The sequence below is a fragment of the Klebsiella sp. BIGb0132 genome (assembly GCF_024810075.1).
Classification (GTDB): Bacteria; Pseudomonadota; Gammaproteobacteria; order Enterobacterales; family Enterobacteriaceae; genus Klebsiella; species Klebsiella terrigena.
Map to the genome: position 1 here is coordinate 108,611 of NZ_JANUDW010000012.1, position 23,459 is coordinate 132,069.

At 51.7% G+C, this 23,459-nt stretch carries 41 protein-coding genes; 35 read left to right on the top strand and 6 right to left on the bottom strand.

Annotation, left to right across the window (positions count from 1 at the left end; genetic code table 11):
- The first annotated feature begins 5 nt into the window (after nt 1-5).
- The 29 genes from rplD to M2416_RS23950 all read left to right on the top strand — a co-directional run bounded on the left by rplD (nt 6) and on the right by M2416_RS23950 (nt 13,849).
- A complete protein-coding gene (gene rplD, locus M2416_RS23810; RefSeq protein ID WP_015960716.1) occupies nt 6-611 on the top strand; it encodes a 50S ribosomal protein L4 in 606 nt (201 codons plus the stop codon).
- Nucleotides 608-910, top strand: a complete 303-nt coding sequence (gene rplW / locus M2416_RS23815; protein ID WP_004868363.1) for a 50S ribosomal protein L23 — start codon at nt 608-610, stop codon at nt 908-910. Before rplD ends, rplW begins: the two co-directional genes overlap by 4 nt.
- A 17-nt stretch (nt 911-927) precedes the next feature.
- Entirely contained in the window at nt 928-1,749 is an 822-nt protein-coding gene (gene rplB, locus M2416_RS23820; RefSeq protein WP_041142969.1) for a 50S ribosomal protein L2, read from the top strand.
- A 16-nt stretch (nt 1,750-1,765) separates the two neighbouring features.
- Entirely contained in the window at nt 1,766-2,044 is a 279-nt protein-coding gene (gene rpsS, locus M2416_RS23825; protein WP_001138115.1) for a 30S ribosomal protein S19, read from the top strand.
- Nucleotides 2,045-2,058: 14 nt separating this feature from the next.
- The gene (rplV, locus tag M2416_RS23830) at nt 2,059-2,391 is read left to right on the top strand and encodes a 50S ribosomal protein L22 (RefSeq protein WP_000448832.1); all 333 of its coding nucleotides are present in this window, start codon (nt 2,059-2,061) and stop codon (nt 2,389-2,391) included.
- A gap of 17 nt (nt 2,392-2,408) precedes the next feature.
- Nucleotides 2,409-3,107, top strand: a complete 699-nt coding sequence (gene rpsC / locus M2416_RS23835; protein WP_002919766.1) for a 30S ribosomal protein S3 — start codon at nt 2,409-2,411, stop codon at nt 3,105-3,107.
- A 12-nt stretch (nt 3,108-3,119) separates the two neighbouring features.
- On the top strand, nt 3,120-3,530 hold the full coding sequence (gene rplP / locus M2416_RS23840; protein WP_002919759.1) for a 50S ribosomal protein L16: 411 nt from the start codon (nt 3,120-3,122) through the stop codon (nt 3,528-3,530).
- Complete coding sequence (gene rpmC / locus M2416_RS23845) at nt 3,530-3,721, top strand: 50S ribosomal protein L29 (RefSeq protein ID WP_002919754.1); 192 nt, start codon at nt 3,530-3,532, stop codon at nt 3,719-3,721. The genes rplP and rpmC overlap by 1 nt, the downstream gene beginning before the upstream one ends.
- Nucleotides 3,721-3,975 (top strand): 30S ribosomal protein S17, encoded by a 255-nt coding sequence (rpsQ, locus tag M2416_RS23850; RefSeq protein WP_041142968.1) that lies wholly within the window; start codon nt 3,721-3,723, stop codon nt 3,973-3,975. The genes rpmC and rpsQ overlap by 1 nt, the downstream gene beginning before the upstream one ends.
- A 160-nt stretch (nt 3,976-4,135) precedes the next feature.
- Nucleotides 4,136-4,507 carry a 50S ribosomal protein L14 gene (gene rplN, locus M2416_RS23855; RefSeq protein WP_002919748.1) on the top strand — a complete coding sequence of 124 codons (372 nt, stop codon included), beginning with the start codon at nt 4,136-4,138 and terminating at the stop codon, nt 4,505-4,507.
- A gap of 10 nt (nt 4,508-4,517) precedes the next feature.
- Nucleotides 4,518-4,832 carry a 50S ribosomal protein L24 gene (gene rplX, locus M2416_RS23860; RefSeq protein WP_041142967.1) on the top strand — a complete coding sequence of 105 codons (315 nt, stop codon included), beginning with the start codon at nt 4,518-4,520 and terminating at the stop codon, nt 4,830-4,832.
- Nucleotides 4,833-4,846: 14 nt separating this feature from the next.
- Nucleotides 4,847-5,386: a 50S ribosomal protein L5 gene (gene rplE / locus M2416_RS23865; RefSeq protein ID WP_041142966.1), complete on the top strand. Its 540-nt coding sequence runs from the start codon at nt 4,847-4,849 to the stop codon at nt 5,384-5,386.
- Nucleotides 5,387-5,400: 14 nt separating this feature from the next.
- Nucleotides 5,401-5,706: a 30S ribosomal protein S14 gene (rpsN, locus tag M2416_RS23870; protein ID WP_002919667.1), complete on the top strand. Its 306-nt coding sequence runs from the start codon at nt 5,401-5,403 to the stop codon at nt 5,704-5,706.
- A 33-nt stretch (nt 5,707-5,739) separates the two neighbouring features.
- Entirely contained in the window at nt 5,740-6,132 is a 393-nt protein-coding gene (gene rpsH / locus M2416_RS23875) for a 30S ribosomal protein S8 (protein ID WP_004106343.1), read from the top strand.
- A 12-nt stretch (nt 6,133-6,144) separates the two neighbouring features.
- Nucleotides 6,145-6,678 (top strand): 50S ribosomal protein L6, encoded by a 534-nt coding sequence (gene rplF / locus M2416_RS23880; RefSeq protein ID WP_041142965.1) that lies wholly within the window; start codon nt 6,145-6,147, stop codon nt 6,676-6,678.
- A 9-nt stretch (nt 6,679-6,687) separates the two neighbouring features.
- Nucleotides 6,688-7,041 (top strand): 50S ribosomal protein L18, encoded by a 354-nt coding sequence (gene rplR, locus M2416_RS23885; RefSeq protein ID WP_000358960.1) that lies wholly within the window; start codon nt 6,688-6,690, stop codon nt 7,039-7,041.
- 14 nt (nt 7,042-7,055) lie between these two features.
- A complete protein-coding gene (gene rpsE, locus M2416_RS23890) occupies nt 7,056-7,559 on the top strand; it encodes a 30S ribosomal protein S5 (RefSeq protein WP_004106339.1) in 504 nt (167 codons plus the stop codon).
- A 3-nt stretch (nt 7,560-7,562) separates the two neighbouring features.
- Nucleotides 7,563-7,742 (top strand): 50S ribosomal protein L30, encoded by a 180-nt coding sequence (rpmD, locus tag M2416_RS23895; protein ID WP_001140434.1) that lies wholly within the window; start codon nt 7,563-7,565, stop codon nt 7,740-7,742.
- A gap of 3 nt (nt 7,743-7,745) precedes the next feature.
- On the top strand, nt 7,746-8,180 hold the full coding sequence (gene rplO / locus M2416_RS23900; RefSeq protein WP_041142964.1) for a 50S ribosomal protein L15: 435 nt from the start codon (nt 7,746-7,748) through the stop codon (nt 8,178-8,180).
- Between the two features lie 7 nt (nt 8,181-8,187).
- On the top strand, nt 8,188-9,519 hold the full coding sequence (gene secY, locus M2416_RS23905; protein ID WP_041142963.1) for a preprotein translocase subunit SecY: 1,332 nt from the start codon (nt 8,188-8,190) through the stop codon (nt 9,517-9,519).
- Nucleotides 9,520-9,550: 31 nt separating this feature from the next.
- Nucleotides 9,551-9,667 carry a 50S ribosomal protein L36 gene (gene rpmJ / locus M2416_RS23910; protein WP_000868187.1) on the top strand — a complete coding sequence of 39 codons (117 nt, stop codon included), beginning with the start codon at nt 9,551-9,553 and terminating at the stop codon, nt 9,665-9,667.
- Between the two features lie 146 nt (nt 9,668-9,813).
- Nucleotides 9,814-10,170 carry a 30S ribosomal protein S13 gene (rpsM, locus tag M2416_RS23915; RefSeq protein ID WP_041142962.1) on the top strand — a complete coding sequence of 119 codons (357 nt, stop codon included), beginning with the start codon at nt 9,814-9,816 and terminating at the stop codon, nt 10,168-10,170.
- 16 nt (nt 10,171-10,186) lie between these two features.
- Nucleotides 10,187-10,576 (top strand): 30S ribosomal protein S11, encoded by a 390-nt coding sequence (gene rpsK, locus M2416_RS23920; RefSeq protein ID WP_004138423.1) that lies wholly within the window; start codon nt 10,187-10,189, stop codon nt 10,574-10,576.
- Between the two features lie 33 nt (nt 10,577-10,609).
- Nucleotides 10,610-11,230 carry a 30S ribosomal protein S4 gene (gene rpsD / locus M2416_RS23925; protein ID WP_004868345.1) on the top strand — a complete coding sequence of 207 codons (621 nt, stop codon included), beginning with the start codon at nt 10,610-10,612 and terminating at the stop codon, nt 11,228-11,230.
- Between the two features lie 25 nt (nt 11,231-11,255).
- Nucleotides 11,256-12,245 (top strand): DNA-directed RNA polymerase subunit alpha, encoded by a 990-nt coding sequence (locus M2416_RS23930; protein ID WP_002919219.1) that lies wholly within the window; start codon nt 11,256-11,258, stop codon nt 12,243-12,245.
- 40 nt (nt 12,246-12,285) lie between these two features.
- Complete coding sequence (rplQ, locus tag M2416_RS23935; RefSeq protein ID WP_002919206.1) at nt 12,286-12,672, top strand: 50S ribosomal protein L17; 387 nt, start codon at nt 12,286-12,288, stop codon at nt 12,670-12,672.
- A gap of 107 nt (nt 12,673-12,779) precedes the next feature.
- Nucleotides 12,780-13,148, top strand: a complete 369-nt coding sequence (locus M2416_RS23940) for a DnaJ family domain-containing protein (protein ID WP_134528661.1) — start codon at nt 12,780-12,782, stop codon at nt 13,146-13,148.
- Nucleotides 13,149-13,150: 2 nt separating this feature from the next.
- Nucleotides 13,151-13,576, top strand: a complete 426-nt coding sequence (gene zntR, locus M2416_RS23945; protein ID WP_041142960.1) for a Zn(2+)-responsive transcriptional regulator — start codon at nt 13,151-13,153, stop codon at nt 13,574-13,576.
- Nucleotides 13,577-13,633: 57 nt separating this feature from the next.
- Nucleotides 13,634-13,849 carry an alternative ribosome-rescue factor A gene (locus M2416_RS23950; protein ID WP_041142959.1) on the top strand — a complete coding sequence of 72 codons (216 nt, stop codon included), beginning with the start codon at nt 13,634-13,636 and terminating at the stop codon, nt 13,847-13,849.
- Here the strand turns inward: M2416_RS23950 and mscL are convergent, their stop codons facing one another.
- The 5 genes from mscL to def all read right to left on the bottom strand — a co-directional run bounded on the left by mscL (nt 13,850) and on the right by def (nt 18,617).
- Nucleotides 13,850-14,263 carry a large-conductance mechanosensitive channel protein MscL gene (gene mscL / locus M2416_RS23955; RefSeq protein ID WP_041142958.1) on the bottom strand — a complete coding sequence of 138 codons (414 nt, stop codon included), beginning with the start codon at nt 14,261-14,263 and terminating at the stop codon, nt 13,850-13,852.
- 144 nt (nt 14,264-14,407) lie between these two features.
- Nucleotides 14,408-15,784, bottom strand: a complete 1,377-nt coding sequence (trkA, locus tag M2416_RS23960; protein WP_041142957.1) for a Trk system potassium transporter TrkA — start codon at nt 15,782-15,784, stop codon at nt 14,408-14,410.
- Nucleotides 15,785-15,797: 13 nt separating this feature from the next.
- Nucleotides 15,798-17,093 carry a 16S rRNA (cytosine(967)-C(5))-methyltransferase RsmB gene (gene rsmB, locus M2416_RS23965; RefSeq protein WP_259227259.1) on the bottom strand — a complete coding sequence of 432 codons (1,296 nt, stop codon included), beginning with the start codon at nt 17,091-17,093 and terminating at the stop codon, nt 15,798-15,800.
- Nucleotides 17,094-17,145: 52 nt separating this feature from the next.
- The gene (fmt, locus tag M2416_RS23970) at nt 17,146-18,093 is read right to left on the bottom strand and encodes a methionyl-tRNA formyltransferase (RefSeq protein ID WP_041142955.1); all 948 of its coding nucleotides are present in this window, start codon (nt 18,091-18,093) and stop codon (nt 17,146-17,148) included.
- 14 nt (nt 18,094-18,107) lie between these two features.
- Nucleotides 18,108-18,617, bottom strand: coding sequence for a peptide deformylase (def, locus tag M2416_RS23975; protein ID WP_041142954.1), 510 nt, complete (start codon nt 18,615-18,617; stop codon nt 18,108-18,110).
- A 129-nt stretch (nt 18,618-18,746) separates the two neighbouring features.
- On the opposite strand from def, the gene dprA reads away from it, so the two are divergent.
- Genes dprA through M2416_RS24005 form a run of 6 tightly spaced genes read left to right on the top strand, consistent with a single transcriptional unit; the run spans nt 18,747 to nt 22,538 of the window.
- On the top strand, nt 18,747-19,871 hold the full coding sequence (dprA, locus tag M2416_RS23980) for a DNA-protecting protein DprA (protein ID WP_259227263.1): 1,125 nt from the start codon (nt 18,747-18,749) through the stop codon (nt 19,869-19,871).
- Nucleotides 19,843-20,316 carry a DUF494 family protein Smg gene (gene smg, locus M2416_RS23985; RefSeq protein WP_041142952.1) on the top strand — a complete coding sequence of 158 codons (474 nt, stop codon included), beginning with the start codon at nt 19,843-19,845 and terminating at the stop codon, nt 20,314-20,316. Before dprA ends, smg begins: the two co-directional genes overlap by 29 nt.
- Before the next feature lie 26 nt (nt 20,317-20,342).
- A complete protein-coding gene (locus M2416_RS23990; protein ID WP_071844854.1) occupies nt 20,343-20,897 on the top strand; it encodes a DNA topoisomerase family protein in 555 nt (184 codons plus the stop codon).
- The gene (gene tsaC / locus M2416_RS23995) at nt 20,890-21,462 is read left to right on the top strand and encodes an L-threonylcarbamoyladenylate synthase type 1 TsaC (RefSeq protein ID WP_041142951.1); all 573 of its coding nucleotides are present in this window, start codon (nt 20,890-20,892) and stop codon (nt 21,460-21,462) included. Before M2416_RS23990 ends, tsaC begins: the two co-directional genes overlap by 8 nt.
- A gap of 3 nt (nt 21,463-21,465) precedes the next feature.
- Nucleotides 21,466-22,284 carry a shikimate dehydrogenase gene (aroE, locus tag M2416_RS24000; protein ID WP_259227266.1) on the top strand — a complete coding sequence of 273 codons (819 nt, stop codon included), beginning with the start codon at nt 21,466-21,468 and terminating at the stop codon, nt 22,282-22,284.
- On the top strand, nt 22,281-22,538 hold the full coding sequence (locus M2416_RS24005; protein WP_259227268.1) for a DUF1488 family protein: 258 nt from the start codon (nt 22,281-22,283) through the stop codon (nt 22,536-22,538). The genes aroE and M2416_RS24005 overlap by 4 nt, the downstream gene beginning before the upstream one ends.
- Here the strand turns inward: M2416_RS24005 and M2416_RS24010 are convergent.
- Complete coding sequence (locus M2416_RS24010) at nt 22,514-23,068, bottom strand: gamma carbonic anhydrase family protein (RefSeq protein ID WP_045854074.1); 555 nt, start codon at nt 23,066-23,068, stop codon at nt 22,514-22,516. The two genes, M2416_RS24005 and M2416_RS24010, sit on opposite strands and share 25 nt — an antisense overlap.
- Nucleotides 23,069-23,459: the final 391 nt, after the last annotated feature.

Sequence of the window (23,459 nt, forward strand, 5' to 3'; positions counted from 1 at the left end):
TAGCAATGGAATTAGTATTGAAAGACGCGCAGAGCGCGCTGACTGTTTCCGAAACTACCTTCGGTCGTGATTTCAACGAAGCGCTGGTTCACCAGGTTGTAGTTGCTTATGCAGCTGGTGCTCGTCAGGGTACTCGTGCTCAGAAGACTCGTGCTGAAGTAACTGGTTCAGGCAAAAAGCCGTGGCGCCAGAAAGGTACCGGCCGTGCGCGTTCAGGTTCTATTAAGAGCCCGATCTGGCGTTCCGGTGGCGTAACCTTCGCTGCTCGCCCGCAGGACCACAGTCAAAAAGTTAACAAAAAGATGTACCGCGGCGCGCTGAAAAGCATTCTGTCCGAACTGGTACGTCAGGATCGTCTGATCGTTGTCGAGACGTTCTCTGTAGAAGCGCCTAAAACTAAGCTGCTGGCACAGAAACTGAAAGACATGGCTCTGGAAGATGTGCTGATCATCACCGGTGAGCTGGACGAGAACCTGTTCCTGGCTGCGCGCAACCTGCACAAGGTTGACGTACGCGATGCAACTGGTATCGACCCGGTTAGCCTGATCGCCTTCGACAAAGTCGTAATGACTGCTGATGCTGTTAAGCAAGTTGAGGAGATGCTGGCATGATTCGTGAAGAACGTCTGCTGAAGGTGCTGCGTGCACCGCACGTTTCTGAAAAAGCGTCTGCTGCGATGGAAAAAACAAACACCATCGTTCTCAAAGTTGCTAAAGACGCGACTAAAGCAGAAATCAAAGCTGCTGTGCAGAAACTGTTTGAAGTCGAAGTCGAAGTCGTTAACACCCTGGTAGTTAAAGGGAAAGTTAAACGTCACGGACAGCGTATCGGTCGTCGTAGCGACTGGAAAAAAGCTTACGTCACCCTGAAGGAAGGCCAGAATCTGGACTTCGTTGGCGGCGCTGAGTAAGTCGGAGGAGTAATACAATGGCAGTTGTTAAATGTAAACCGACATCTCCGGGTCGTCGCCACGTTGTTAAAGTGGTTAACCCTGAGCTGCACAAGGGCAAACCTTTTGCTCCGTTGCTGGAAAAAAACAGCAAATCCGGTGGTCGTAACAACAATGGCCGTATCACCACCCGTCATATCGGTGGTGGCCACAAGCAGGCTTACCGTATTGTTGACTTCAAACGCAACAAAGATGGTATCCCGGCAGTTGTTGAGCGTCTTGAGTACGATCCGAACCGTTCCGCGAACATCGCGCTGGTTCTGTACAAAGATGGCGAGCGCCGTTACATCCTGGCCCCTAAAGGCCTGAAAGCTGGCGACCAGATTCAGTCTGGCGTTGATGCTGCAATCAAAGCAGGCAACACCCTGCCGATGCGCAATATCCCGGTTGGTTCTACCGTTCATAACGTAGAAATGAAACCAGGTAAAGGCGGTCAGCTGGCACGTTCCGCTGGTACTTACGTTCAGATCGTTGCTCGTGATGGTGCTTATGTCACCCTGCGTCTGCGTTCTGGTGAAATGCGTAAAGTCGAAGCAGACTGCCGCGCTACTCTGGGCGAAGTTGGCAATGCTGAGCATATGCTGCGCGTTCTGGGTAAAGCAGGTGCTGCACGCTGGCGTGGTATTCGTCCTACCGTTCGCGGTACGGCGATGAACCCAGTCGACCACCCACATGGTGGTGGTGAAGGTCGTAACTTTGGTAAGCACCCGGTTTCCCCGTGGGGCCTGCAGACCAAAGGTAAGAAGACCCGCAGCAACAAGCGTACTGATAAATTCATCGTACGTCGCCGTAGCAAATAATTTTAGAGGATAAGCCATGCCACGTTCTCTCAAGAAAGGTCCTTTTATTGACCTGCACTTGCTGAAGAAGGTAGAGAAAGCGGTGGAAAGCGGAGACAAGAAGCCCCTGCGCACTTGGTCCCGTCGTTCAACGATCTTTCCTAACATGATCGGTTTGACCATCGCTGTCCATAATGGTCGTCAGCACGTTCCAGTATTTGTTTCCGACGAAATGGTTGGTCACAAACTGGGTGAATTCGCACCGACTCGTACTTATCGCGGCCATGCTGCTGATAAAAAAGCGAAGAAGAAATAAGGTAGGAGGAAGAGATGGAAACTTTAGCTCAACATCGCCATGCTCGTTCTTCTGCTCAGAAGGTTCGCCTTGTAGCTGACCTGATTCGCGGTAAGAAAGTGTCGCAGGCCCTGGATATTCTGACCTACACCAACAAGAAAGCTGCTGTACTGGTCAAGAAGGTACTGGAATCTGCCATTGCTAACGCTGAACACAACGATGGCGCTGACATTGACGATCTGAAAGTTACGAAAATTTTCGTAGACGAAGGCCCGAGCATGAAGCGCATTATGCCGCGTGCGAAAGGTCGTGCAGATCGCATCCTGAAGCGCACCAGCCACATCACTGTGGTTGTGTCCGATCGCTGAGACTCTGGAGACTAGCAATGGGTCAGAAAGTACATCCTAATGGTATTCGCCTGGGTATTGTCAAACCATGGAACTCTACCTGGTTCGCGAACACCAAAGAATTCGCTGACAACCTGGACAGCGATTTTAAAGTACGTCAGTTCCTGACTAAGGAACTGGCTAAAGCGTCCGTATCTCGTATCGTTATCGAGCGTCCGGCTAAGAGCATTCGTGTGACTATTCACACCGCTCGCCCGGGCATCGTTATCGGTAAGAAAGGCGAAGACGTAGAAAAACTGCGCAAGGTCGTAGCGGATATCGCTGGCGTTCCTGCACAGATCAACATCGCCGAAGTTCGTAAGCCAGAACTGGACGCTAAATTGGTTGCTGATAGCATCACTTCACAGCTGGAACGTCGCGTTATGTTCCGTCGTGCTATGAAGCGTGCTGTACAGAACGCAATGCGTCTGGGCGCTAAAGGTATCAAAGTTGAAGTTAGCGGCCGTCTGGGCGGCGCGGAAATCGCACGTACCGAATGGTACCGTGAAGGTCGCGTACCGCTGCACACTCTGCGTGCTGACATCGACTACAACACCTCTGAAGCGCACACCACTTACGGTGTAATCGGCGTTAAGGTATGGATCTTCAAAGGCGAGATCCTGGGTGGTATGGCTGCTGTTGAACAACCGGAACCGGCTGCTCAACCTAAAAAGCAGCAGCGTAAAGGCCGTAAATAAGGAGCGTCGCTGATGTTACAACCAAAGCGTACAAAATTCCGTAAAGTGCACAAAGGCCGCAACCGTGGTCTGGCGCAGGGTACGGATGTTAGCTTCGGCACTTTCGGTCTGAAAGCTGTTGGCCGTGGTCGTCTGACTGCACGTCAGATCGAAGCAGCACGTCGTGCTATGACCCGTGCAGTTAAGCGTCAAGGTAAAATCTGGATCCGTGTTTTCCCGGACAAACCGATTACCGAGAAGCCGCTGGAAGTTCGTATGGGTAAAGGTAAAGGTAACGTGGAGTACTGGGTTGCCTTGATTCAGCCGGGTAAAGTCCTTTATGAAATGGACGGCGTACCGGAAGAGCTAGCCCGTGAAGCATTCGGCCTGGCAGCAGCGAAACTGCCGATCAAAACCACCTTTGTAACTAAGACGGTGATGTAATGAAAGCAAAAGAGCTGCGTGAAAAAAGCGTTGAAGAGCTGAACGCTGAGCTGCTGAACCTGCTGCGTGAGCAGTTCAACCTGCGTATGCAGGCTGCAAGTGGCCAGCTGCAACAGACTCATCTGCTGAAGCAAGTGCGTCGTGATGTTGCACGCGTTAAGACTTTACTGACTCAGAAGGCGGGTGCGTAATGACCGATAAAATCCGTACTCTGCAAGGTCGTGTAATTAGCAACAAAATGGAGAAATCCATCGTTGTTGCTATCGAACGTGTGGTGAAACACCCGGTATACGGTAAGTTCATCAAGCGTACGACCAAACTGCACGTACATGACGAGAACAACGAATGCGGTATCGGTGACGTGGTCGAAATCCACGAATGCCGTCCGCTGTCCAAGACTAAGTCCTGGACGCTGGTTCGCGTCGTAGAGAAAGCGGTTCTGTAATAGAGCCGTATTCTCAACGGATAAACGGCTCAGCGATGAGCCGTTTATTTTTTCTACCCATATCCGATTTCCGGTGTTATAATGCCGCGCCCTCGATATGGGGATATTTAACGGCTCGATTTTGGGTCTCAGTAGTAGTTGACATTAGCGGAGCACTAAAATGATCCAAGAACAGACTATGCTGAACGTCGCCGACAACTCCGGTGCACGTCGCGTAATGTGTATCAAGGTTCTGGGTGGCTCGCACCGTCGCTACGCAGGCGTAGGCGACATCATCAAGATCACCATCAAGGAAGCAATTCCGCGTGGTAAGGTCAAAAAAGGTGATGTGCTGAAGGCGGTAGTGGTGCGCACCAAGAAGGGTGTTCGTCGCCCGGACGGTTCTGTCATTCGCTTCGATGGTAATGCATGCGTTATTCTCAACAATAACAGCGAGCAGCCCATCGGTACGCGTATTTTTGGGCCGGTAACTCGTGAGCTTCGTACCGAGAAGTTCATGAAAATTATCTCTCTGGCACCAGAAGTACTCTAAGGAGCGAATCATGGCAGCGAAAATCCGTCGTGATGACGAAGTTATCGTGTTAACCGGTAAAGATAAAGGTAAACGCGGTAAAGTTAAGAATGTCTTGTCTTCCGGCAAGCTCATTGTTGAAGGTATCAACCTGGTTAAGAAACATCAGAAGCCGGTTCCGGCCCTGAACCAACCAGGTGGCATCGTTGAAAAAGAAGCTGCAATTCAGGTTTCTAACGTTGCACTCTTCAATGCGGCAACCGGCAAGGCTGACCGTGTAGGCTTTAGATTCGAAGACGGCAAAAAAGTCCGTTTCTTCAAGTCTAACAGCGAAACTATCAAGTAATTTGGAGTAGTACGATGGCGAAACTGCATGATTACTACAAAGACGAAGTAGTTGGTAAACTCATGACTGAGTTTAACTACAATTCTGTCATGCAAGTCCCTCGGGTCGAGAAGATCACCCTGAACATGGGTGTTGGTGAAGCGATCGCTGACAAGAAACTGCTGGATAACGCAGCAGCGGATCTGACAGCAATCTCCGGTCAAAAGCCGTTGATCACCAAAGCACGCAAATCAGTTGCAGGCTTCAAAATCCGTCAGGGCTATCCGATCGGCTGTAAAGTAACCCTGCGTGGCGAACGCATGTGGGAGTTCTTTGAGCGCCTGATCACTATTGCTGTACCGCGTATCCGTGACTTCCGTGGCCTGTCCGCTAAGTCATTCGATGGTCGTGGTAACTACAGCATGGGTGTCCGTGAGCAGATCATCTTCCCAGAAATCGACTACGATAAAGTCGACCGCGTTCGTGGTTTGGATATTACCATTACCACTACTGCGAAATCTGATGAAGAAGGCCGCGCTCTTCTGGCTGCCTTTGACTTCCCGTTCCGCAAGTAAGGTAGGGTTACTTAATGGCTAAGCAATCAATGAAAGCACGCGAAGTAAAGCGCGTGGCTTTAGCTGATAAATTCTTCGCTAAACGCGCTGAACTGAAAGCTATCATCTCTGATGTGAACGCAACCGACGAAGATCGTTGGAATGCTGTTCTCAAGCTGCAGACTCTGCCGCGTGATTCCAGCCCGTCTCGTCAGCGTAACCGCTGCCGTCAAACAGGTCGTCCGCATGGTTTCCTGCGGAAGTTCGGGTTGAGCCGTATTAAGGTCCGTGAAGCCGCTATGCGCGGTGAAATCCCGGGTCTGAAAAAGGCTAGCTGGTAATTGTCACCAATTGAATCACGGGAGTAAAGACAGATGAGCATGCAAGATCCGATCGCGGATATGCTGACCCGTATCCGTAACGGTCAGGCCGCGAATAAAGCTGCGGTCACCATGCCTTCCTCCAAGCTGAAAGTGGCAATTGCCAACGTGCTGAAGGAAGAAGGCTTTATTGAAGATTTTAAAGTTGAAGGCGACATCAAGCCGGAACTGGAACTGACTCTTAAGTATTTCCAGGGTAAAGCTGTTGTAGAAAGCATTCAGCGTGTCAGCCGCCCAGGTCTGCGCATCTACAAACGTAAAGATGAGCTGCCGAAAGTTATGGCGGGTCTGGGTATCGCAGTTATTTCTACCTCTAAAGGTGTTATGACTGATCGTGCAGCGCGCCAAGCTGGTCTTGGTGGCGAAATTATCTGCTACGTAGCCTAATCGGAGGAAAAAATGTCTCGTGTTGCTAAAGCACCGGTCGTTGTTCCTGCCGGCGTTGACGTAAAAATCAACGGTCAGGTTATTACGATCAAAGGTAAGAATGGCGAGCTGACTCGTACTCTCAACGATGCTGTTGAAGTTAAACATGCAGATAATGCACTGACTTTCGGTCCGCGTGATGGTTTCGCAGACGGTTGGGCTCAGGCTGGTACCGCGCGTGCCCTGCTTAACTCAGTAGTTATCGGTGTTACCGAAGGCTTCACTAAAAAGCTTCAGCTGGTTGGTGTAGGTTATCGTGCAGCGGTTAAAGGGGATGTAGTAAACCTGGCTTTAGGTTTCTCTCATCCTGTTGAACACAAGCTGCCGGCAGGTATCACTGCAGAATGTCCGACTCAAACTGAAATCGTGCTGAAAGGCGCTGATAAGCAGGTGATCGGTCAGGTTGCAGCAGATCTGCGCGCCTACCGTCGTCCTGAGCCTTATAAAGGCAAGGGTGTTCGTTACGCCGACGAAGTCGTGCGTACCAAAGAGGCTAAGAAGAAGTAAGGTAACACTATGGATAAGAAATCTGCTCGTATCCGTCGTGCGACCCGCGCACGCCGCAAGCTCCAGGAGCTGGGTGCAACTCGCCTGGTGGTACATCGTACCCCGCGTCATATTTACGCACAGGTAATTGCACCGAACGGTTCTGAAGTTCTGGTAGCTGCTTCTACTGTAGAAAAAGCTATCGCTGAACAACTGAAGTACACCGGTAACAAAGACGCGGCTGCAGCTGTGGGTAAAGCTGTCGCTGAACGCGCTCTGGAAAAAGGCATCAAAGATGTTTCCTTTGACCGTTCCGGGTTCCAATATCATGGTCGTGTCCAGGCACTGGCAGATGCTGCCCGTGAAGCTGGCCTTCAGTTCTAAGGTAGAGGTGTAAGATGGCTCACATCGAAAAACAAGCTGGCGAACTGCAGGAAAAGCTGATCGCGGTTAACCGCGTATCTAAAACCGTTAAAGGTGGTCGTATTTTCTCCTTCACAGCTCTGACTGTAGTTGGTGACGGTAACGGTCGCGTAGGTTTTGGTTACGGTAAAGCGCGTGAAGTTCCAGCAGCGATCCAGAAAGCGATGGAAAAAGCCCGTCGCAATATGATTAACGTCGCGCTGAACCACGGCACCCTGCAGCACCCGGTTAAAGGTGTTCACACGGGTTCTCGTGTATTCATGCAGCCAGCTTCCGAAGGTACCGGTATCATCGCCGGTGGTGCAATGCGCGCCGTTCTGGAAGTTGCTGGAGTTCATAACGTTCTGGCCAAAGCATATGGTTCCACCAACCCGATTAACGTGGTTCGTGCAACTATTGATGGCCTGGAAAATATGAATTCTCCAGAAATGGTCGCTGCCAAGCGTGGTAAATCCGTTGAAGAAATTCTGGGGAAATAAACCATGGCAAAGACTATTAAAATTACTCAAACCCGCAGTGCAATCGGTCGTCTGCCGAAACACAAGGCAACGCTGCTTGGCCTGGGTCTGCGTCGTATTGGTCACACCGTAGAACGCGAGGATACTCCTGCTGTTCGTGGTATGGTCAACGCGGTTTCCTTTATGGTTAAAGTTGAGGAGTAAGAGATGCGTTTAAATACTCTGTCTCCGGCCGAAGGCTCTAAAAAGGCGGGTAAGCGCCTGGGTCGTGGTATCGGTTCTGGCCTCGGTAAGACCGGTGGTCGTGGTCACAAAGGTCAGAACTCTCGTTCTGGCGGTGGCGTACGTCGCGGTTTCGAGGGCGGTCAGATGCCTCTGTACCGTCGTCTGCCGAAATTCGGCTTCACTTCTCGTAAAGCAATGATCACTGCAGAGATTCGTCTCTCCGATCTGGCTCACGTAGAAGGCGATGTAGTCGACCTGAACACGCTGAAAGCAGCTAACATTATCGGTATTCAGATTGAGTTCGCGAAAGTGATTCTTTCTGGCGAGGTAGCTCGTCCGGTAACTGTTCGTGGCCTGCGCGTGACTAAAGGTGCTCGTGCTGCTATCGAAGCTGCTGGCGGTAAAATTGAGGAATAAGTAGCAGATGGCTAAGCAACCGGGATTAGATTTTCAAAGTGCCAAAGGTGGACTTGGCGAACTGAAACGCAGACTTTTGTTTGTTATCGGTGCGCTGATTGTATTCCGTATTGGTTCTTTTATTCCGATCCCTGGTATTGATGCCGCTGTACTTGCCAAACTGCTTGAGCAACAGCGAGGCACTATCATTGAAATGTTTAACATGTTCTCTGGTGGTGCCCTCAGCCGTGCTTCTATCTTTGCCCTGGGCATCATGCCGTATATTTCGGCATCGATCATTGTCCAGCTGTTGACGGTTGTTTATCAACCGTTAGCAGAGATGAAGAAAGAAGGGGAGTCTGGTCGTCGTAAGATCAGCCAGTACACCCGCTACGGTACTCTGGTGCTGGCGATATTCCAGTCGATCGGTATTGCTACCGGTCTACCGAATATGCCTGGTATGCAGGGCCTGGTGATGAATCCGGGCTTTGCATTCTATTTCACCGCTGTTGTAAGTCTGGTCACAGGAACGATGTTCCTGATGTGGCTCGGCGAACAGATTACTGAACGTGGTATCGGTAACGGTATCTCGATCATTATCTTCGCTGGTATCGTTGCGGGTCTCCCGCCGGCCATCGCCCATACTATCGAGCAAGCGCGTCAAGGCGACCTGCACTTCCTCCTGTTGCTATTGGTTGCAGTATTAGTGTTTGCCGTGACCTTCTTTGTTGTATTCGTTGAACGTGGTCAACGCCGCATTGTGGTGAACTACGCGAAGCGTCAACAGGGTCGTCGCGTCTATGCTGCACAGAGCACACATTTGCCGCTGAAAGTGAATATGGCGGGTGTAATCCCTGCAATCTTCGCTTCCAGTATTATTCTGTTCCCTGCGACCATCGCGTCATGGTTCGGGGGCGGTACCGGTTGGAACTGGCTGACAACAATTTCGCTGTATTTGCAGCCTGGGCAACCGCTTTATGTGTTACTCTATGCGTCTGCAATCATATTCTTCTGTTTCTTCTACACGGCTTTGGTTTTCAACCCGCGTGAAACAGCAGATAACCTGAAGAAGTCCGGTGCATTTGTACCAGGAATTCGTCCGGGAGAGCAAACGGCGAAGTATATCGATAAAGTAATGACTCGCCTGACTTTGGTTGGTGCACTGTATATTACCTTTATCTGCCTGATCCCGGAGTTCATGCGTGATGCAATGAAGGTGCCGTTCTACTTCGGTGGAACCTCGCTGCTAATTGTTGTCGTCGTGATTATGGACTTTATGGCTCAAGTGCAAACTCTGATGATGTCGAGTCAGTACGAGTCTGCATTGAAGAAGGCGAACCTGAAAGGCTACGGCCGATAACTGGTCGCCTGAGAAGTTACGGAGAGTAAAAATGAAAGTTCGTGCTTCCGTCAAGAAATTATGCCGTAACTGCAAAATCGTTAAGCGTGATGGTGTCATCCGTGTGATTTGCAGTGCCGAGCCAAAGCATAAACAGCGCCAAGGCTGATTTATTCGCATATTTTTCTTGCAAAGTTGGATTGAGCTGGCTAGATTAGCCAGCCAATCTTTTGTATGTCTGTGCGTTTCCATTTGAGTATCCTGAAAACGGGCTTTTCAGCATGGTGCGTACATATTAAATAGTAGGAGTGCATAGTGGCCCGTATAGCAGGCATTAACATTCCTGATCACAAACATACCGTAATCGCATTGACTGCTATTTTCGGTATCGGCAAGACCCGCTCTAAAGCCATCTGTGCTGACACGGGTATCGCTGAAAATGTTAAGATCAGTGAGCTGTCTGAAGAACAAATTGAAGTTCTGCGTGAAGCAGTAGGTAAATTTGTCGTTGAAGGTGATCTGCGCCGTGAAATCACCCTGAGCATCAAGCGTCTGATGGACCTTGGTTGCTATCGTGGTTTACGCCATCGTCGTGGTCTTCCGGTTCGCGGTCAGCGTACTAAGACCAACGCACGTACCCGTAAGGGTCCGCGTAAACCGATCAAGAAATAATCGGGGTGATTGAATAATGGCAAAGGCACCAGTTCGTGCACGTAAGCGTGTAAGAAAACAAGTCTCTGATGGCGTGGCTCATGTCCATGCGTCTTTTAACAACACCATCGTTACCATCACTGATCGTCAGGGTAACGCACTGGGTTGGGCAACAGCCGGTGGTTCCGGTTTCCGTGGTTCGCGTAAATCAACTCCGTTTGCAGCTCAGGTTGCAGCAGAGCGTTGCGCTGAAGCCGTAAAAGAATACGGCATCAAGAATCTGGAAGTTATGGTCAAAGGTCCGGGTCCGGGTCGCGAATCTACTATTCGTGCTCTGAACGCCGCTGGTTTCCGCATCACTAATATTACTGATGTGACTCCGATCCCTCATAACGGTTGTCGTCCGCCGAAAAAACGTCGCGTATAACGCGCTCGTTTCTAGGATTGTTGGAGAAAGAAAATGGCAAGATATTTGGGTCCTAAGCTCAAGCTGAGCCGTCGTGAGGGCACAGACCTGTTCCTTAAGTCTGGCGTTCGCGCGATCGATACCAAGTGTAAAATTGAACAAGCTCCTGGCCAGCACGGTGCGCGTAAACCGCGTCTGTCTGACTATGGTGTGCAGTTGCGTGAAAAGCAAAAAGTTCGCCGTATGTACGGTGTGCTGGAGCGTCAGTTCCGTAACTATTATAAAGAAGCAGCACGTCTGAAAGGCAACACCGGTGAAAACCTGTTGGCTCTGCTGGAAGGTCGTCTGGACAACGTTGTATACCGTATGGGCTTCGGCGCAACTCGTGCTGAATCACGTCAGCTGGTTAGCCACAAAGCTATCATGGTAAACGGTCGTGTTGTTAACATCGCTTCTTATCAGGTTAAAGCGAACGACGTCGTCAGCATTCGTGAGAAAGCGAAAAAGCAATCTCGCGTGAAAGCCGCTCTGGAGCTGGCTGAGCAGCGTGAAAAGCCAACCTGGCTGGAAGTTGATGCTGGCAAGATGGAAGGTACGTTCAAGCGTCAGCCGGAACGTTCTGATCTGTCTGCGGACATTAACGAACACCTGATCGTCGAGCTTTACTCCAAGTAAAGCTTAGTACCAAAGAGAGGACACAATGCAGGGTTCTGTGACAGAGTTTCTAAAACCGCGCCTGGTCGATATCGAGCAAGTGAGTTCGACGCACGCCAAGGTGACCCTTGAGCCTTTAGAGCGTGGCTTTGGCCATACTCTGGGTAACGCACTGCGCCGTATTCTGCTCTCATCGATGCCGGGTTGCGCGGTGACCGAGGTTGAGATTGATGGTGTACTTCATGAGTACAGCACCAAAGAAGGCGTTCAGGAAGATATCCTTGAAATCCTGCTCAACCTGAAAGGGCTGGCGGTGAGAGTTCAGGGTAAAGATGAAGTTATCCTTACTTTGAATAAATCTGGCATTGGCCCTGTGACCGCAGCCGACATCACCCATGATGGTGATGTCGAAATCGTCAAGCCGCAACATGTGATCTGCCACCTGACCGATGAGAACGCTGCTATTAGCATGCGTATCAAAGTTCAGCGCGGTCGTGGTTATGTGCCGGCTTCTGCCCGAATTCATTCGGAAGAAGATGAGCGCCCAATCGGCCGTCTGCTGGTCGACGCATGCTACAGCCCCGTAGAGCGTATTGCCTACAATGTTGAAGCAGCGCGTGTAGAACAGCGTACCGACCTGGACAAGCTGGTCATCGAAATGGAAACCAACGGCACAATCGATCCTGAAGAGGCGATTCGTCGTGCGGCAACCATCCTGGCAGAACAACTTGAAGCTTTCGTTGACTTACGTGATGTACGTCAGCCGGAAGTGAAAGAAGAGAAACCAGAATTCGATCCGATCCTGCTGCGCCCTGTTGACGATCTCGAATTGACTGTCCGCTCTGCTAACTGCCTGAAGGCAGAAGCTATCCACTATATCGGTGATCTGGTACAGCGTACCGAGGTTGAGTTGCTGAAAACGCCGAACCTGGGTAAAAAATCTCTTACTGAGATTAAAGACGTGCTGGCTTCACGTGGTCTGTCTCTGGGCATGCGCCTGGAAAACTGGCCACCGGCAAGCATTGCTGACGAGTAACCGGATCACAGGTTAAGGTTTTACTGAGAAGGATAAGGTCATGCGCCATCGTAAGAGTGGTCGTCAACTGAACCGCAACAGCAGCCATCGCCAGGCTATGTTCCGTAACATGGCTGGTTCGCTGGTTCGTCATGAAATCATCAAGACGACCCTGCCGAAAGCGAAAGAACTGCGTCGCGTAGTTGAGCCGCTGATTACTCTTGCCAAGACTGATAGCGTAGCTAATCGTCGTCTGGCATTCGCCCGTACTCGTGATAACGAGATCGTGGCAAAACTGTTTAACGAGCTGGGCCCGCGTTTCGCGAGCCGCGCCGGTGGTTACACTCGCATTCTGAAGTGTGGCTTCCGTGCAGGCGACAACGCGCCGATGGCATACATCGAGCTGGTTGATCGTGCTGAGCCGAAAGCAGAAGCTGCTGCAGAGTAATCTGTAGTAACGTAAAAAAACCCGCCTCGGCGGGTTTTTTTATATCCTCCACATCTCTGCTTCATTACACTATCTGTATTCTTTTTGTTCATCCCCGGAGCCGTATGATGTGGTTGCTGGATCAGTGGGCAGAACGCCATATCCTTGACGCACAAAATAAAGGTGATTTCGATAATCTTCCCGGCCGCGGTGAACCGCTGATCCTGGATGACGATCTGCATGTACCACCTGAGCTACGCGTCAGCTACCGTTTACTCAAGAACGCCGGCTGTTTACCGCCTGAACTGGAACATCGTAGAGAAGCCGTTGAGCTGGTTGATTTGCTTAACGTCGTTCGTCAGGATGACCCGCAGCATGCTGAACTGAGCCGTAGGCTTGCTTTGCTCGAGCTAAAGTTACGCCAGGCCGGGCTGAATACAGATTTTCTGCGCGGTGAGTATTCTGCCAGGCTGCAAAACAAAATGAGTGAGGAGTAAGTATGTATCGTATCGGTGAGCTCGCGAAGCTGGCGGATGTTACACCCGACACCATTCGCTACTACGAAAAGCAGCAGATGATGGCCCACGATGTTCGTACTGAGGGAGGATTTCGCCTTTATACCGACAATGACCTTCAGCGGCTACGTTTTATCCGCTACGCGCGGCAGCTGGGCTTCACGCTTGAATCGATCCGCGAGCTGCTGTCGATCCGCATCGATCCTGAACACCATACCTGCCAGGAATCAAAAGGGATCGTACAGGCACGCCTGAGCGAAGTTGAATCGCGTATTAAGGAATTACAGACGATGCGCCGATCCTTACAGAGGCTTAACGATGCATGCTGCGGTAGCGCCCACAGCAGCGTCTACTGCTCCATTCTTGAAGCGCTTGAGCAGGGGGCCAGCAGCGGTAATGCAGGGCGTTGATTTTTTGCGCGCGGAGATCTACACTCGCGTCGATCTCATTCACTATCAGGAGTTACTATGAGTCGCTATCAGCACACCAAAGGGCAAATAAAAGATAATGCCATCGAGGCACTGCTTCATGACCCGCTATTCAGGCAACGCGTTGAGAAAAACAAGAAAGGGAAAGGAAGCTATCAGCGAAAAGAAAAATATGCAGTACGGGGTGACCGGGAGGCCAGTGGCAAGAAAGTGAATCACTTTTTTACCACTGGCTTTCTGCTTTCTGTAGCCTGATTACGAGCGGTTGTTCTGCTCTTTTAACAGGTCACGAATTTCACTCAGCAGCACTTCTTCTTTAGTCGGTGCCGGCGGAGCTGCAGGGGCCTCTTCTTTTTTGCGGTTCAGGTTATTCATCAGTTTAATTGCCATAAAGATGGCAAACGCAACGATAACGAAGTCAAAAACGTTCTGAATAAACACGCCATAATGCATTACAACGGCCGGGATATCTCCCTGAGCATCGCGCAGCGTGACGGCAAAAGATTTAAAATCGATCCCACCAATAAGTAAGCCAAGCGGCGGCATAATAATATCGGCAACCAGCGACGATACAATTTTACCGAACGCTGCACCAATGATGACACCTACTGCCAGATCGACCACATTCCCGCGCATCGCGAAGTCGCGAAACTCTTTTAAAATACTCATTTCATTCTCCTTGAACCAGCTGACAGAGATAAGTTTAACAAATGTATTTCCATTTTCCATTATTGTTGAATAATTGCATAAAAATATTATCCATTGATAAATAAAGGTTAATGGATATGGGCGCGATACCGACGCCCAAATAAATTACAGGAAGAAAGGGCTTGGCTGGAACAGCCGTTCGACATCGGAGATAAATTTTTTGTCGGTCAGAAACATAATTACGTGATCGCCCTGCTCAATACGTAAATTATTATTGGCAATCATCACGTCATTTCCGCGAACCACGGCGCCAATGATCGTCCCCGGCGGAAGCTTGATCTCATCGATCGAACGGCCCACGACGCGTGAGGTGCTTTCATCTCCGTGGGCGACGGCTTCGATCGCTTCAGCTACGCCGCGGCGCAGGGAAGAGACGCCCACAATATCGGCTTTACGGACATGGCTGAGCAGCGCTGAAATGGTCGCCTGCTGCGGGGAGATAGCAATATCGATAACGCTGCCCTGAACCAGATCGACGTAGGCTTTTCGCTGAATAAGCACCATGACCTTTTTGGCGCCCATCCGCTTGGCCAGCATTGCGGACATGATGTTGGCTTCGTCATCATTGGTAACGGCAATGAAGAGATCGACTTGATCAATATGCTCTTCCGCGAGGAGCTCCTGATCCGAGGCGTCACCATAAAATACAATGGTGTTTTGCAGCTTTTCCGCCAGCTCGGCGGCGCGCTGCTGATCGCGTTCAATTAGCTTGACGCTATAGTCTTTTTCCAGCCGATGGGCCAGACCCGCACCGATATTTCCGCCGCCAACCAGCATGATGCGCTTGTAGGGTTTCTCCAGGCGCTGCAGCTCGCTCATCACGGCACGAATATGCTGGGATGCGGCAATAAAGAATACTTCATCGCCGGCTTCAACAATGGTAGAACCCTGGGGGCGAATAGGGCGATCGTGGCGGAAAATAGCCGCCACACGGGTGTCGATATGCGGCATGTGTTCACGCATTGTCGAGAGCGCGTTGCCGACCAACGGACCACCGTAGTAGGCTTTAACAACCGCCAGACTTACTTTCCCTTCGGCAAAGTTTACGACCTGCAGCGCGCCTGGATATTCAATCAGGCGGTAAATATTGTCGATAACAAGCTGTTCCGGCGCGATCAAATGGTCAATCGGCACGGCTTCAGAGTGGAAAAGCTTATCGGCGTCACGCACGTAGTCCGGAGAACGAATACGGGCAATGCGATTAGGGGTATTAAACAGGGAATAGGCGACCTGGCAGGCCACCATATTGGTTTCATCAGAACTGGTGACGGCAACCAGCATGTCGGCATCATCCGCTCCGGCTTCGCGCAGTACGCGCGGATGAGAGCCATGCCCCTGAACAACACGCAGGTCAAACTTATCCTGCAGACTGCGCAGGCGGTCACCGTTGGTATCAACCAGGGTAATATCGTTGTTCTCTCCGACGAGGTTTTCCGCGAGAGTTCCGCCAACCTGTCCGGCGCCCAGAATAATAATCTTCATCAGCAGTGATCCGTTATTTCCGATGTTTGATCAGCTTAGCGTAAAAGAACCCGTCACCCTCTTCCGCACCGGGCAGATTTTGCTGTCCTGGCTGCTCAGGTGTTCCGGTGATGCTAAGTTCTGCATCAGGCGTGCGTGCCAGGAATGCCGCAATTTGCTGGCTATTTTCTTCCGGCAGAATTGAGCAGGTCGCATAGACCAGGGTGCCGCCGGGTTTTAAATGCCCCCAGATGGCGTCAAGAATCTCAGCCTGAAGCTGCGCCAGCTCCGCGATATCGCGGTCACGACGCAGCCATTTAATATCCGGATGGCGGCGAATGACGCCAGTTGCCGAGCAGGGCGCATCGAGCAGAATACGATCGAATTTTTCATCATCGCACCACTGTGCTGGATATCTACCATCACCCTGTTTTACCTGGGCTTTCATTCCCAGACGCTTCAGATTGTCATAGACACGGGACAGCCGTTGCTCATCGATGTCGACAGCCATTACGCTGGCCTGCGGGGCGACTTCCAGGATATGGGTTGTTTTACCGCCAGGCGCGGCGCAAAGGTCGAGGATCCTTTCGCCATTTTCCGGGGTCAGGTAACGCATACAGCCTTGGGCGGATGCATCCTGAACGGTGACCCAGCCTTGCTCAAAGCCAGGCAAGGCCTGTACAGGCGCCGGCGTCGCCAGACGAACGGCATCCGGATAGTCGGGGTGAGGAAAACCCTGCATGCCTGCCTCTTCAAGGAGCGCCAGCCACTCATCGCGTGAGTGGTGATTGCGATTAACGCGTAGCCACATCGGCGGACGCTGGTTGTTGGCATCCGCAATGGCCTGCCACTGCTGTGGCCAGGCCTTTTGAATACGTTTGATTAACCATGCGGGATGCAGGAAGCGGCTCTCGCTTTCGGCGAATTCGCCAAGCAATTCTTCCTGCTGACGCTGGAACTGGCGCAGCACGCCGTTGATCAGTCCTTTGAGCTGCGGGCGTTTAATGGCTACCGCGCCCTCAACCGTTTCTGCCAGCGCCGCATGGGCGGGGATACGGGTGTGCAGCAGTTGATAAAAGCCGACCATAATTAAATAGTGAACGGTGCGCTGTTTTCCCGTCATCGGGCGAGCCATCAGCTTATTGATCAGCCATTCCATCTGACTGAGGGTGCGCAGAACGCCAAAGCACAGCTCCTGCAGCAGCGCTTTATCTTTTTCACCGACTTTCTGCTGCAAAGGCGGCAGCACGTTGCTTAACGACTGGCCCTTCTCGACAACCTGTTCAACGGCTTGAGCCGCCAGACTACGTAAATTAAGATTTTTTTTCATAACCGTAAAAATAAAAAGGCCCGGTAGATCCGGGCTTTAGAAGTGACTACCGTCAGGAAAGACGGTTACCTGGGATAAACCACTCCCGGCGAGAATTTAGCAAATCCTGGGCGCTCATCGCTTTTTTACCTGCCGGCTGCAGGGATTCCAGATTCAGAATGCCATTGCCGGTTGCCACCTGAATACCCTGCTTGCTGGCAGCCACAATGGTGCCAGGCTCAGCGGTACTGGCTTCGGCAATAGCCGACGCCTGCCAAACCTTCACCGGCTGTGCGTCAATTTCCAGCCAGCTCATCGGCCACGGATTAAAAGCGCGGATGCAACGTTCGAGCTGTTCGGCTGAAAGCGACCAGTCAATACGGGCTTCTTCTTTGCTGAGCTTTTCAGCGTAGGTGGCTAAGGCTTCATCCTGGACTTCTGGTTGAGTGGCTGCGTTAGCTACCTGCGTCAGCGTATTCAGCAGCCCCTGTGGGCCGAGGTTTGCAAGCTTGTCATACAGGCTGGCGCTGGTATCTTCTGCGGTTATCGGACAGGATAGCTTATACAGCATATCGCCGGTATCGAGACCGACGTCCATCTGCATAATCGTTACGCCTGTTTCCGTATCGCCGGCCCATAATGAGCGCTGAATAGGTGCGGCACCGCGCCAGCGAGGCAGCAGAGAACCGTGGACGTTAATACAGCCAAGGCGCGGCATATCCAGAACCGCTTTGGGCAGAATCAGTCCGTAGGCGACAACCACCATAACATCGGCATTAAGCGAGGAAACCAGCTCCTGGTTTTCCTGTGGACGCAGGGATGCGGGCTGGAATACCGGCAAATTGTTGGCTTCAGCCAGAACTTTTACCGGGCTCGGCATAAGCTTTTTACCGCGGCCAGCGGGGCGATCGGGCTGAGTAAAAACGCCGACGATCTGGTGCTCAGACGACAACAGCGCGTCAAGATGACGCGCTGCAAAATCGGGTGTACCCGCAAAAATAATACGTAGTGATTGTGACACGTTAATCCTTGTCCTCAGGCACGCGTACGCAAACGATCCAGTTTTTCAACTTTCTGACGAATGCGCTGTTGTTTGAGCGGCGACAGATAATCGATGAACAGTTTGCCTACCAGATGATCCATTTCATGCTGAATACAGATAGCCAGCAGGCCGTCAGCATCCAGTTCGAACGGCTTGCCTTCACGGTCCAGGGCACGGATTTTCACGGTTTCGGCTCGTGGTACCAGCGCACGCTGTTCCGGAATGGACAGGCAGCCTTCTTCAATACCGGTTTCACCGTCTTTTTCCAGCAGCTCAGGGTTAATTAACACCAGCTGGCCTTCACGGTTCTCCGACACATCAATAACAATAATGCGCTGATGGATATCAACCTGCGTTGCCGCCAGGCCAATACCCTCTTCCGCGTACATCGTCTCGAACATATCATCGACGATACGCTGAATTTCTGCATTGACTTCTTTTACCGGCTCGGCGACTTTGCGAAGGCGCTCGTCCGGAATATGTAACACTTGCAAAACTGCCATAAAGATCCAGAGTCGTATTCAGGAGTTGATAAGATTATTACCTCTATTCTAGACAAAACCCCCTCTAATTGACAGTCTCACTGTCCAATCGCAAGGATTGTTAAAGCCGCTTATGGCAGGGGAGTATGGATGGCGTCCGCAGAGATTTGGCTACGCCTGATGAGGGTAAACGGCCTGTATGGTGAGGCGATGGTGACCGTCGCTCACCGGATAGGCACCGCTGTCGGGCTCAATAGTGAAGCTTTACGTCTCTGCGGCCTGAGTGCGGCGCAGGTGAGGCAATTTTTGACCTTTGGCCAGCGGGATATCGACGTCGCTCTGGAATGGCTGGAACAGCCAGAGCACCATCTGCTCTCGGCCGACAGTCCTCTCTATCCACCGCAGCTGCGCGCAACCGCTGATTATCCCGGCGCGCTTCTGGTTAAAGGTGACCTCGCTATTTTGCAGAGCCGGCAGCTAGCGGTTGTCGGGAGCCGCGCGCACTCCTGGTACGGCGAACGCTGGGGGAGAGTGTTCTGCGAAGCCCTGGCACGCTATGGCATCACGATTACCAGCGGCCTGGCGATTGGTATTGACGGCGTTGCCCATCGCGGCGCGCTTGCCGCGAATGGAAAAAGCATTGCGGTGCTCGGGAATGGGTTAGGGGATATTTACCCGCGTCGGCACGCCGCTTTAGCAGGGCAGATTGTCGATAGCGGAGGAGCGCTGCTTTCTGAGTTTCCTCTCGCCACACCGCCATTACCTGGAAATTTTCCTCGCCGTAACCGGATTATCAGCGGCTTAAGTATTGGAGTATTGGTGGTGGAGGCTGCATTGAGAAGCGGCTCGTTGGTTACCGTCCGCTGTGCACTTGAACAGGGAAGGGAGGTTTTTGCGCTGCCCGGGCCGATAGGCAGCCCAGGCTCAGAGGGCCCGCATTGGCTCATCAAGCAGGGCGCTGTCCCCGTTACGGCACCCGAGGATATCGTCGAATACTGGCAGCATGAGCTGCTATGGCTGCGCGAGACGCCGTACGATATAAATAATTGCACGGATCGGCTACCCGTAGCATTGCCATTTCCTGAGCTCCTGGCTAACGTAGGAGATGAGGTAACACCTGTTGACGTTGTCGCTGAACGTGCCGGCCAATCTGTACCAGTGACCGTAGCTCAGCTACTTGAACTGGAGTTAGCAGGCTGGATCGCAGCTGTACCCGGCGGCTATGTCCGATTAAGGAGGGCAAGCCATGTTCGACGTACTCATGTATTTGTTTGAGACTTACATCCATAACGAAGCAGAAATGCGCGTAGACCAGGATAAGCTGACCCGGGATCTCACCGACGCCGGTTTTGAACGGGAAGATATTTATAACGCGTTGATGTGGCTCGAGAAACTGGCTGACTATCAGGAAGGCCTTGTCGCGCCCATGCAGCTGGCTTCTGACCCACTCTCTTTACGGATTTACACCGAAGAAGAGTGTCAGCGTCTGGATGCTAGTTGCCGAGGATTCTTATTATTCCTCGAGCAAATTCAGGTGTTGAACCTCGAAACGCGAGAAATGGTAATTGAACGCGTTCTGGCGCTGGATACGGCAGAGTTCGAACTGGAAGACCTTAAATGGGTGATCCTGATGGTGCTGTTTAATATTCCGGGCTGTGAAAACGCCTACCAGCAGATGGAAGAATTACTCTTCGAAGTAAATGAAGGTATGCTGCATTAATCTTTTTGCAGCAACGTCGAGTATTTATGACCAAATCAGCACTGTTTCAGGTGCGTAAAAATGAGCCCTGTCCACAGTGCGGGGCTGAACTGGTAATCCGCTCCGGGAAGCATGGACCGTTTCTTGGCTGTTCGCACTATCCGGACTGTAACTACGTCCGTCCCCTGAAAAGTCAGGCGGACGGACATATCGTTAAAGTGCTGGAGGGGCAGGAGTGTCCATCCTGCGGCGCCGTGATGGTGCTGCGTCAGGGACGCTTCGGTATGTTTATTGGTTGCAGCAGCTATCCGCAATGCCAGCATACTGAACTTATTGATAAGCCCGATGAGACGGCGATCGCGTGCCCGCAGTGTGGTCAGGGGCATTTGGTTCAGCGCCGCTCTCGTTTTGGCAAAACTTTTCACTCCTGCGATCGTTACCCCGATTGCCAGTTCGTCATTAACTTCAAACCGATAGCGGGCGAGTGTCCTGAATGCCACTATCCGCTATTAATCGAAAAGAAAACGGCGCAGGGCGTTAAATGCTTTTGTGCCAGTAAACAATGTGGAAAGCCGATATCGGCGGAACAAATCAGTGAATAATAACCTGCACTCAGAAACCGTCGCTCATGCAGTGGCGGTTCTGAATAACGAACACGTCATCGCCTATCCCACAGAAGCCGTTTTTGGCGTTGGCTGCGATCCCGACAGCGAAACGGCCGTCATGCGTTTGCTGGATCTCAAGCAGCGGCCGGTCGAGAAAGGCCTGATTCTTATCGCCGCCCGCTTTGAACAGCTACTTCCTTATATAGATGACTCTCAGCTTAGCGAGGCGCAGCTGGCGACAATTTTTAGCTGCTGGCCAGGACCGGTGACGTTCGTCTTCCCGGCGCGTAAAACAACTCCGCGCTGGTTGACCGGGCGTTTTGACTCTCTGGCGGTACGCGTTACCGATCACCCGCTGGTGGTTGAGCTATGCGAGGCCTATGGAAAACCGCTGGTTTCGACCAGTGCGAATTTATCCGGCCAGCCTCCCTGTCGCACCACGGCTGAAGTTCACGCCCAGTTTGGCGCCGATTTTCCGGTGGTTAATGGGTTAACCGGCGGTCGTCAGAATCCGTCTGAAATTCGCGACGCCCTGACGGGCGAACTCTTCCGCCAGGGGTAAGTGATGGAAAGCTACGCAGTCTTTGGAAATCCTATTGCCCACAGCAAATCACCCGCTATCCATCAGCTTTTTGCGCAGCAGCTGCAGATTGCACATCCGTACGGACGTATTCTGGCGCCACGAGATGAATTTATCAGTACCCTGAATGCTTTCTTTTATGAAGGGGGGCGAGGCGCCAACGTTACCGTTCCGTTTAAAGAGGAAGCGTTCGCTCGCGCCGATGAGCTTACCGAGCGAGCGGCGCTGGCCGGGGCCGTGAATACCCTGAAACGTCTGGAAGATGGCCGTTTGCTGGGGGATAACACCGATGGCATTGGGCTATTGAGCGATCTGGAGCGGCTCGGTTTTATTAAACCTGGCTTTCGTGTCCTGCTTATCGGGGCAGGAGGCGCATCGCGCGGCGTGCTGTTACCGCTTTTGTCCCTTGATTGCGCCGTGACGATTGTCAACCGCACCAGCTCCCGCGCGCATGAACTGGCGGCGCTCTTTTCTCATACCGGCAGTATTCGTGCGCTGGAAATGGATACGCTGGCTGAACATGAGTTTGATCTCATCATTAATGCGACCTCCAGCGGTATTGGCGGGGAGGTTCCGGCGATACCCGCTGCGTTAATTAATACGCACGTCCATTGCTACGACATGTTTTATCAGCAGGGCAATACGCCGTTTCTGACATGGTGCCAGCAGCATGGTGCAAAAAAGTGTGCTGACGGTTTAGGTATGCTGGTGGCTCAGGCCGCCCATGCCGTATTACTTTGGCATGGCGTACTGCCAGACATTACTCCGGTGATTCAAACCTTGCATAAGGAATTGAATCCGTGAATCAGGCGATTCAGTTTCCTGATAGAGAGGAGTGGGATAATGAAAAACAGTGCATTACATTCCCCGCGTTGGTTCATGGTATGCAGCTGACCTGCGCAATGAGCAGCGTAACGCTAGAAAAACGCTTTGGTGGAAAAGAGCCAGCGCAGTGGCTGGCTGCATTTCGCGAACATCGCTGGGATCTGGAAGAAGAAGCGGATGAGATGATCCGTGACCAGCAGGAAGACGGTCAGGGCTGGGTTTGGTTTTCCTGATCCAGGTAATCGTTCTTCCATTTCACGTAGTTGTTTGCTGAATAGATCAGTCCCGCTATTTCCGCCTCCGTCAGGGGGCGGATTTGTTTCACCGGATTGCCAAAGTAAAGATAGCCGCCTGCCAGCCGCTTATTCTGCGGTACCAGACTACCGGCACCAATCATGACGTCATCCTCTATTACTACACCATCCAGCAGAATTGAACCCATCCCCACCAGTACCCGATTACCGATAGTGCAGCCGTGTAGCATGACTTTATGGCCGATGGTGACATCTTCCCCAACGATCAGAGGATTACCCTGCGGGTTATAGGAGGATTTATGGGTGACATGCAGCACGCTACCGTCCTGGATATTGGTACGGGGGCCGATTTGCACATAGTTAACGTCTCCGCGAATGGCAACCAGTGGCCAGATGCTGACATCATCAGCCATCCTGACATCGCCGATCGCTACGCTGGTGGCATCGATCATCACGCGCAGGCCTGTTTGTGGGAATAAATCTTTATAGGGACGTAAATTAGCGGACATGCTTACCTCGATAATTCAGGGTTGTGCGAAGACTTTGGTGGCTTTCTCCGCCGCCTGCAACCCTTTATTGTGGTAAAAACTGAGCAGATCGAACAATAACGCTGCGAAAAGGGCGAAAAAGCATCATCCGGAAAAAAAGATCGATAAAAGACTTGTGCAATAAAATGGGATCCCTATAATGCGCTCCCACTGACACGGCGGATGTGAATCACTTCACACTAACTAGCCGGTTCGATTGAAGAGAAAAATCCTGAATTAAAGGGTTGACTCTGAAAGAGGAAAGCGTAATATACGCCACCTCGCAACGGTGAGCGAAAGCCGCGTTGCACTGCTCTTTAACAATTTATCAGACAATCTGTGTGGGCACTCAAAGTGACATGGATTCTTAACG

Excerpts from the sequence above, each read along its gene's own strand:
- rpmJ (WP_000868187.1), top strand. The coding sequence starts at position 9,551 with ATGAAAGTTCGTGCTTCCGTCAAGAAATTATGCCGTAACTGCAAAATC.
- M2416_RS23940 (WP_134528661.1), top strand. The coding sequence starts at position 12,780 with ATGTGGTTGCTGGATCAGTGGGCAGAACGCCATATCCTTGACGCACAA.
- dprA (WP_259227263.1), top strand. The coding sequence starts at position 18,747 with ATGGCGTCCGCAGAGATTTGGCTACGCCTGATGAGGGTAAACGGCCTG.
- rplD (WP_015960716.1), top strand. The coding sequence starts at position 6 with ATGGAATTAGTATTGAAAGACGCGCAGAGCGCGCTGACTGTTTCCGAA.
- M2416_RS24010 (WP_045854074.1), bottom strand. The coding sequence starts at position 23,068 with ATGTCCGCTAATTTACGTCCCTATAAAGATTTATTCCCACAAACAGGC.
- rplN (WP_002919748.1), top strand. The coding sequence starts at position 4,136 with ATGATCCAAGAACAGACTATGCTGAACGTCGCCGACAACTCCGGTGCA.
- rplE (WP_041142966.1), top strand. The coding sequence starts at position 4,847 with ATGGCGAAACTGCATGATTACTACAAAGACGAAGTAGTTGGTAAACTC.
- rplP (WP_002919759.1), top strand. The coding sequence starts at position 3,120 with ATGTTACAACCAAAGCGTACAAAATTCCGTAAAGTGCACAAAGGCCGC.
- smg (WP_041142952.1), top strand. The coding sequence starts at position 19,843 with ATGTTCGACGTACTCATGTATTTGTTTGAGACTTACATCCATAACGAA.
- rplO (WP_041142964.1), top strand. The coding sequence starts at position 7,746 with ATGCGTTTAAATACTCTGTCTCCGGCCGAAGGCTCTAAAAAGGCGGGT.
- M2416_RS23930 (WP_002919219.1), top strand. The coding sequence starts at position 11,256 with ATGCAGGGTTCTGTGACAGAGTTTCTAAAACCGCGCCTGGTCGATATC.
- trkA (WP_041142957.1), bottom strand. The coding sequence starts at position 15,784 with ATGAAGATTATTATTCTGGGCGCCGGACAGGTTGGCGGAACTCTCGCG.
- rpsE (WP_004106339.1), top strand. The coding sequence starts at position 7,056 with ATGGCTCACATCGAAAAACAAGCTGGCGAACTGCAGGAAAAGCTGATC.
- rplV (WP_000448832.1), top strand. The coding sequence starts at position 2,059 with ATGGAAACTTTAGCTCAACATCGCCATGCTCGTTCTTCTGCTCAGAAG.
- rpsH (WP_004106343.1), top strand. The coding sequence starts at position 5,740 with ATGAGCATGCAAGATCCGATCGCGGATATGCTGACCCGTATCCGTAAC.
- rpsS (WP_001138115.1), top strand. The coding sequence starts at position 1,766 with ATGCCACGTTCTCTCAAGAAAGGTCCTTTTATTGACCTGCACTTGCTG.
- secY (WP_041142963.1), top strand. The coding sequence starts at position 8,188 with ATGGCTAAGCAACCGGGATTAGATTTTCAAAGTGCCAAAGGTGGACTT.
- rplR (WP_000358960.1), top strand. The coding sequence starts at position 6,688 with ATGGATAAGAAATCTGCTCGTATCCGTCGTGCGACCCGCGCACGCCGC.
- aroE (WP_259227266.1), top strand. The coding sequence starts at position 21,466 with ATGGAAAGCTACGCAGTCTTTGGAAATCCTATTGCCCACAGCAAATCA.
- rplQ (WP_002919206.1), top strand. The coding sequence starts at position 12,286 with ATGCGCCATCGTAAGAGTGGTCGTCAACTGAACCGCAACAGCAGCCAT.
- rsmB (WP_259227259.1), bottom strand. The coding sequence starts at position 17,093 with ATGAAAAAAAATCTTAATTTACGTAGTCTGGCGGCTCAAGCCGTTGAA.
- rplX (WP_041142967.1), top strand. The coding sequence starts at position 4,518 with ATGGCAGCGAAAATCCGTCGTGATGACGAAGTTATCGTGTTAACCGGT.
- rpsC (WP_002919766.1), top strand. The coding sequence starts at position 2,409 with ATGGGTCAGAAAGTACATCCTAATGGTATTCGCCTGGGTATTGTCAAA.
- rplF (WP_041142965.1), top strand. The coding sequence starts at position 6,145 with ATGTCTCGTGTTGCTAAAGCACCGGTCGTTGTTCCTGCCGGCGTTGAC.
- rpsN (WP_002919667.1), top strand. The coding sequence starts at position 5,401 with ATGGCTAAGCAATCAATGAAAGCACGCGAAGTAAAGCGCGTGGCTTTA.
- rpmD (WP_001140434.1), top strand. The coding sequence starts at position 7,563 with ATGGCAAAGACTATTAAAATTACTCAAACCCGCAGTGCAATCGGTCGT.
- zntR (WP_041142960.1), top strand. The coding sequence starts at position 13,151 with ATGTATCGTATCGGTGAGCTCGCGAAGCTGGCGGATGTTACACCCGAC.
- rpsD (WP_004868345.1), top strand. The coding sequence starts at position 10,610 with ATGGCAAGATATTTGGGTCCTAAGCTCAAGCTGAGCCGTCGTGAGGGC.
- M2416_RS23950 (WP_041142959.1), top strand. The coding sequence starts at position 13,634 with ATGAGTCGCTATCAGCACACCAAAGGGCAAATAAAAGATAATGCCATC.
- rpsQ (WP_041142968.1), top strand. The coding sequence starts at position 3,721 with ATGACCGATAAAATCCGTACTCTGCAAGGTCGTGTAATTAGCAACAAA.
- M2416_RS23990 (WP_071844854.1), top strand. The coding sequence starts at position 20,343 with ATGACCAAATCAGCACTGTTTCAGGTGCGTAAAAATGAGCCCTGTCCA.
- rpmC (WP_002919754.1), top strand. The coding sequence starts at position 3,530 with ATGAAAGCAAAAGAGCTGCGTGAAAAAAGCGTTGAAGAGCTGAACGCT.
- def (WP_041142954.1), bottom strand. The coding sequence starts at position 18,617 with ATGGCAGTTTTGCAAGTGTTACATATTCCGGACGAGCGCCTTCGCAAA.
- rpsK (WP_004138423.1), top strand. The coding sequence starts at position 10,187 with ATGGCAAAGGCACCAGTTCGTGCACGTAAGCGTGTAAGAAAACAAGTC.
- rplB (WP_041142969.1), top strand. The coding sequence starts at position 928 with ATGGCAGTTGTTAAATGTAAACCGACATCTCCGGGTCGTCGCCACGTT.
- rplW (WP_004868363.1), top strand. The coding sequence starts at position 608 with ATGATTCGTGAAGAACGTCTGCTGAAGGTGCTGCGTGCACCGCACGTT.
- mscL (WP_041142958.1), bottom strand. The coding sequence starts at position 14,263 with ATGAGTATTTTAAAAGAGTTTCGCGACTTCGCGATGCGCGGGAATGTG.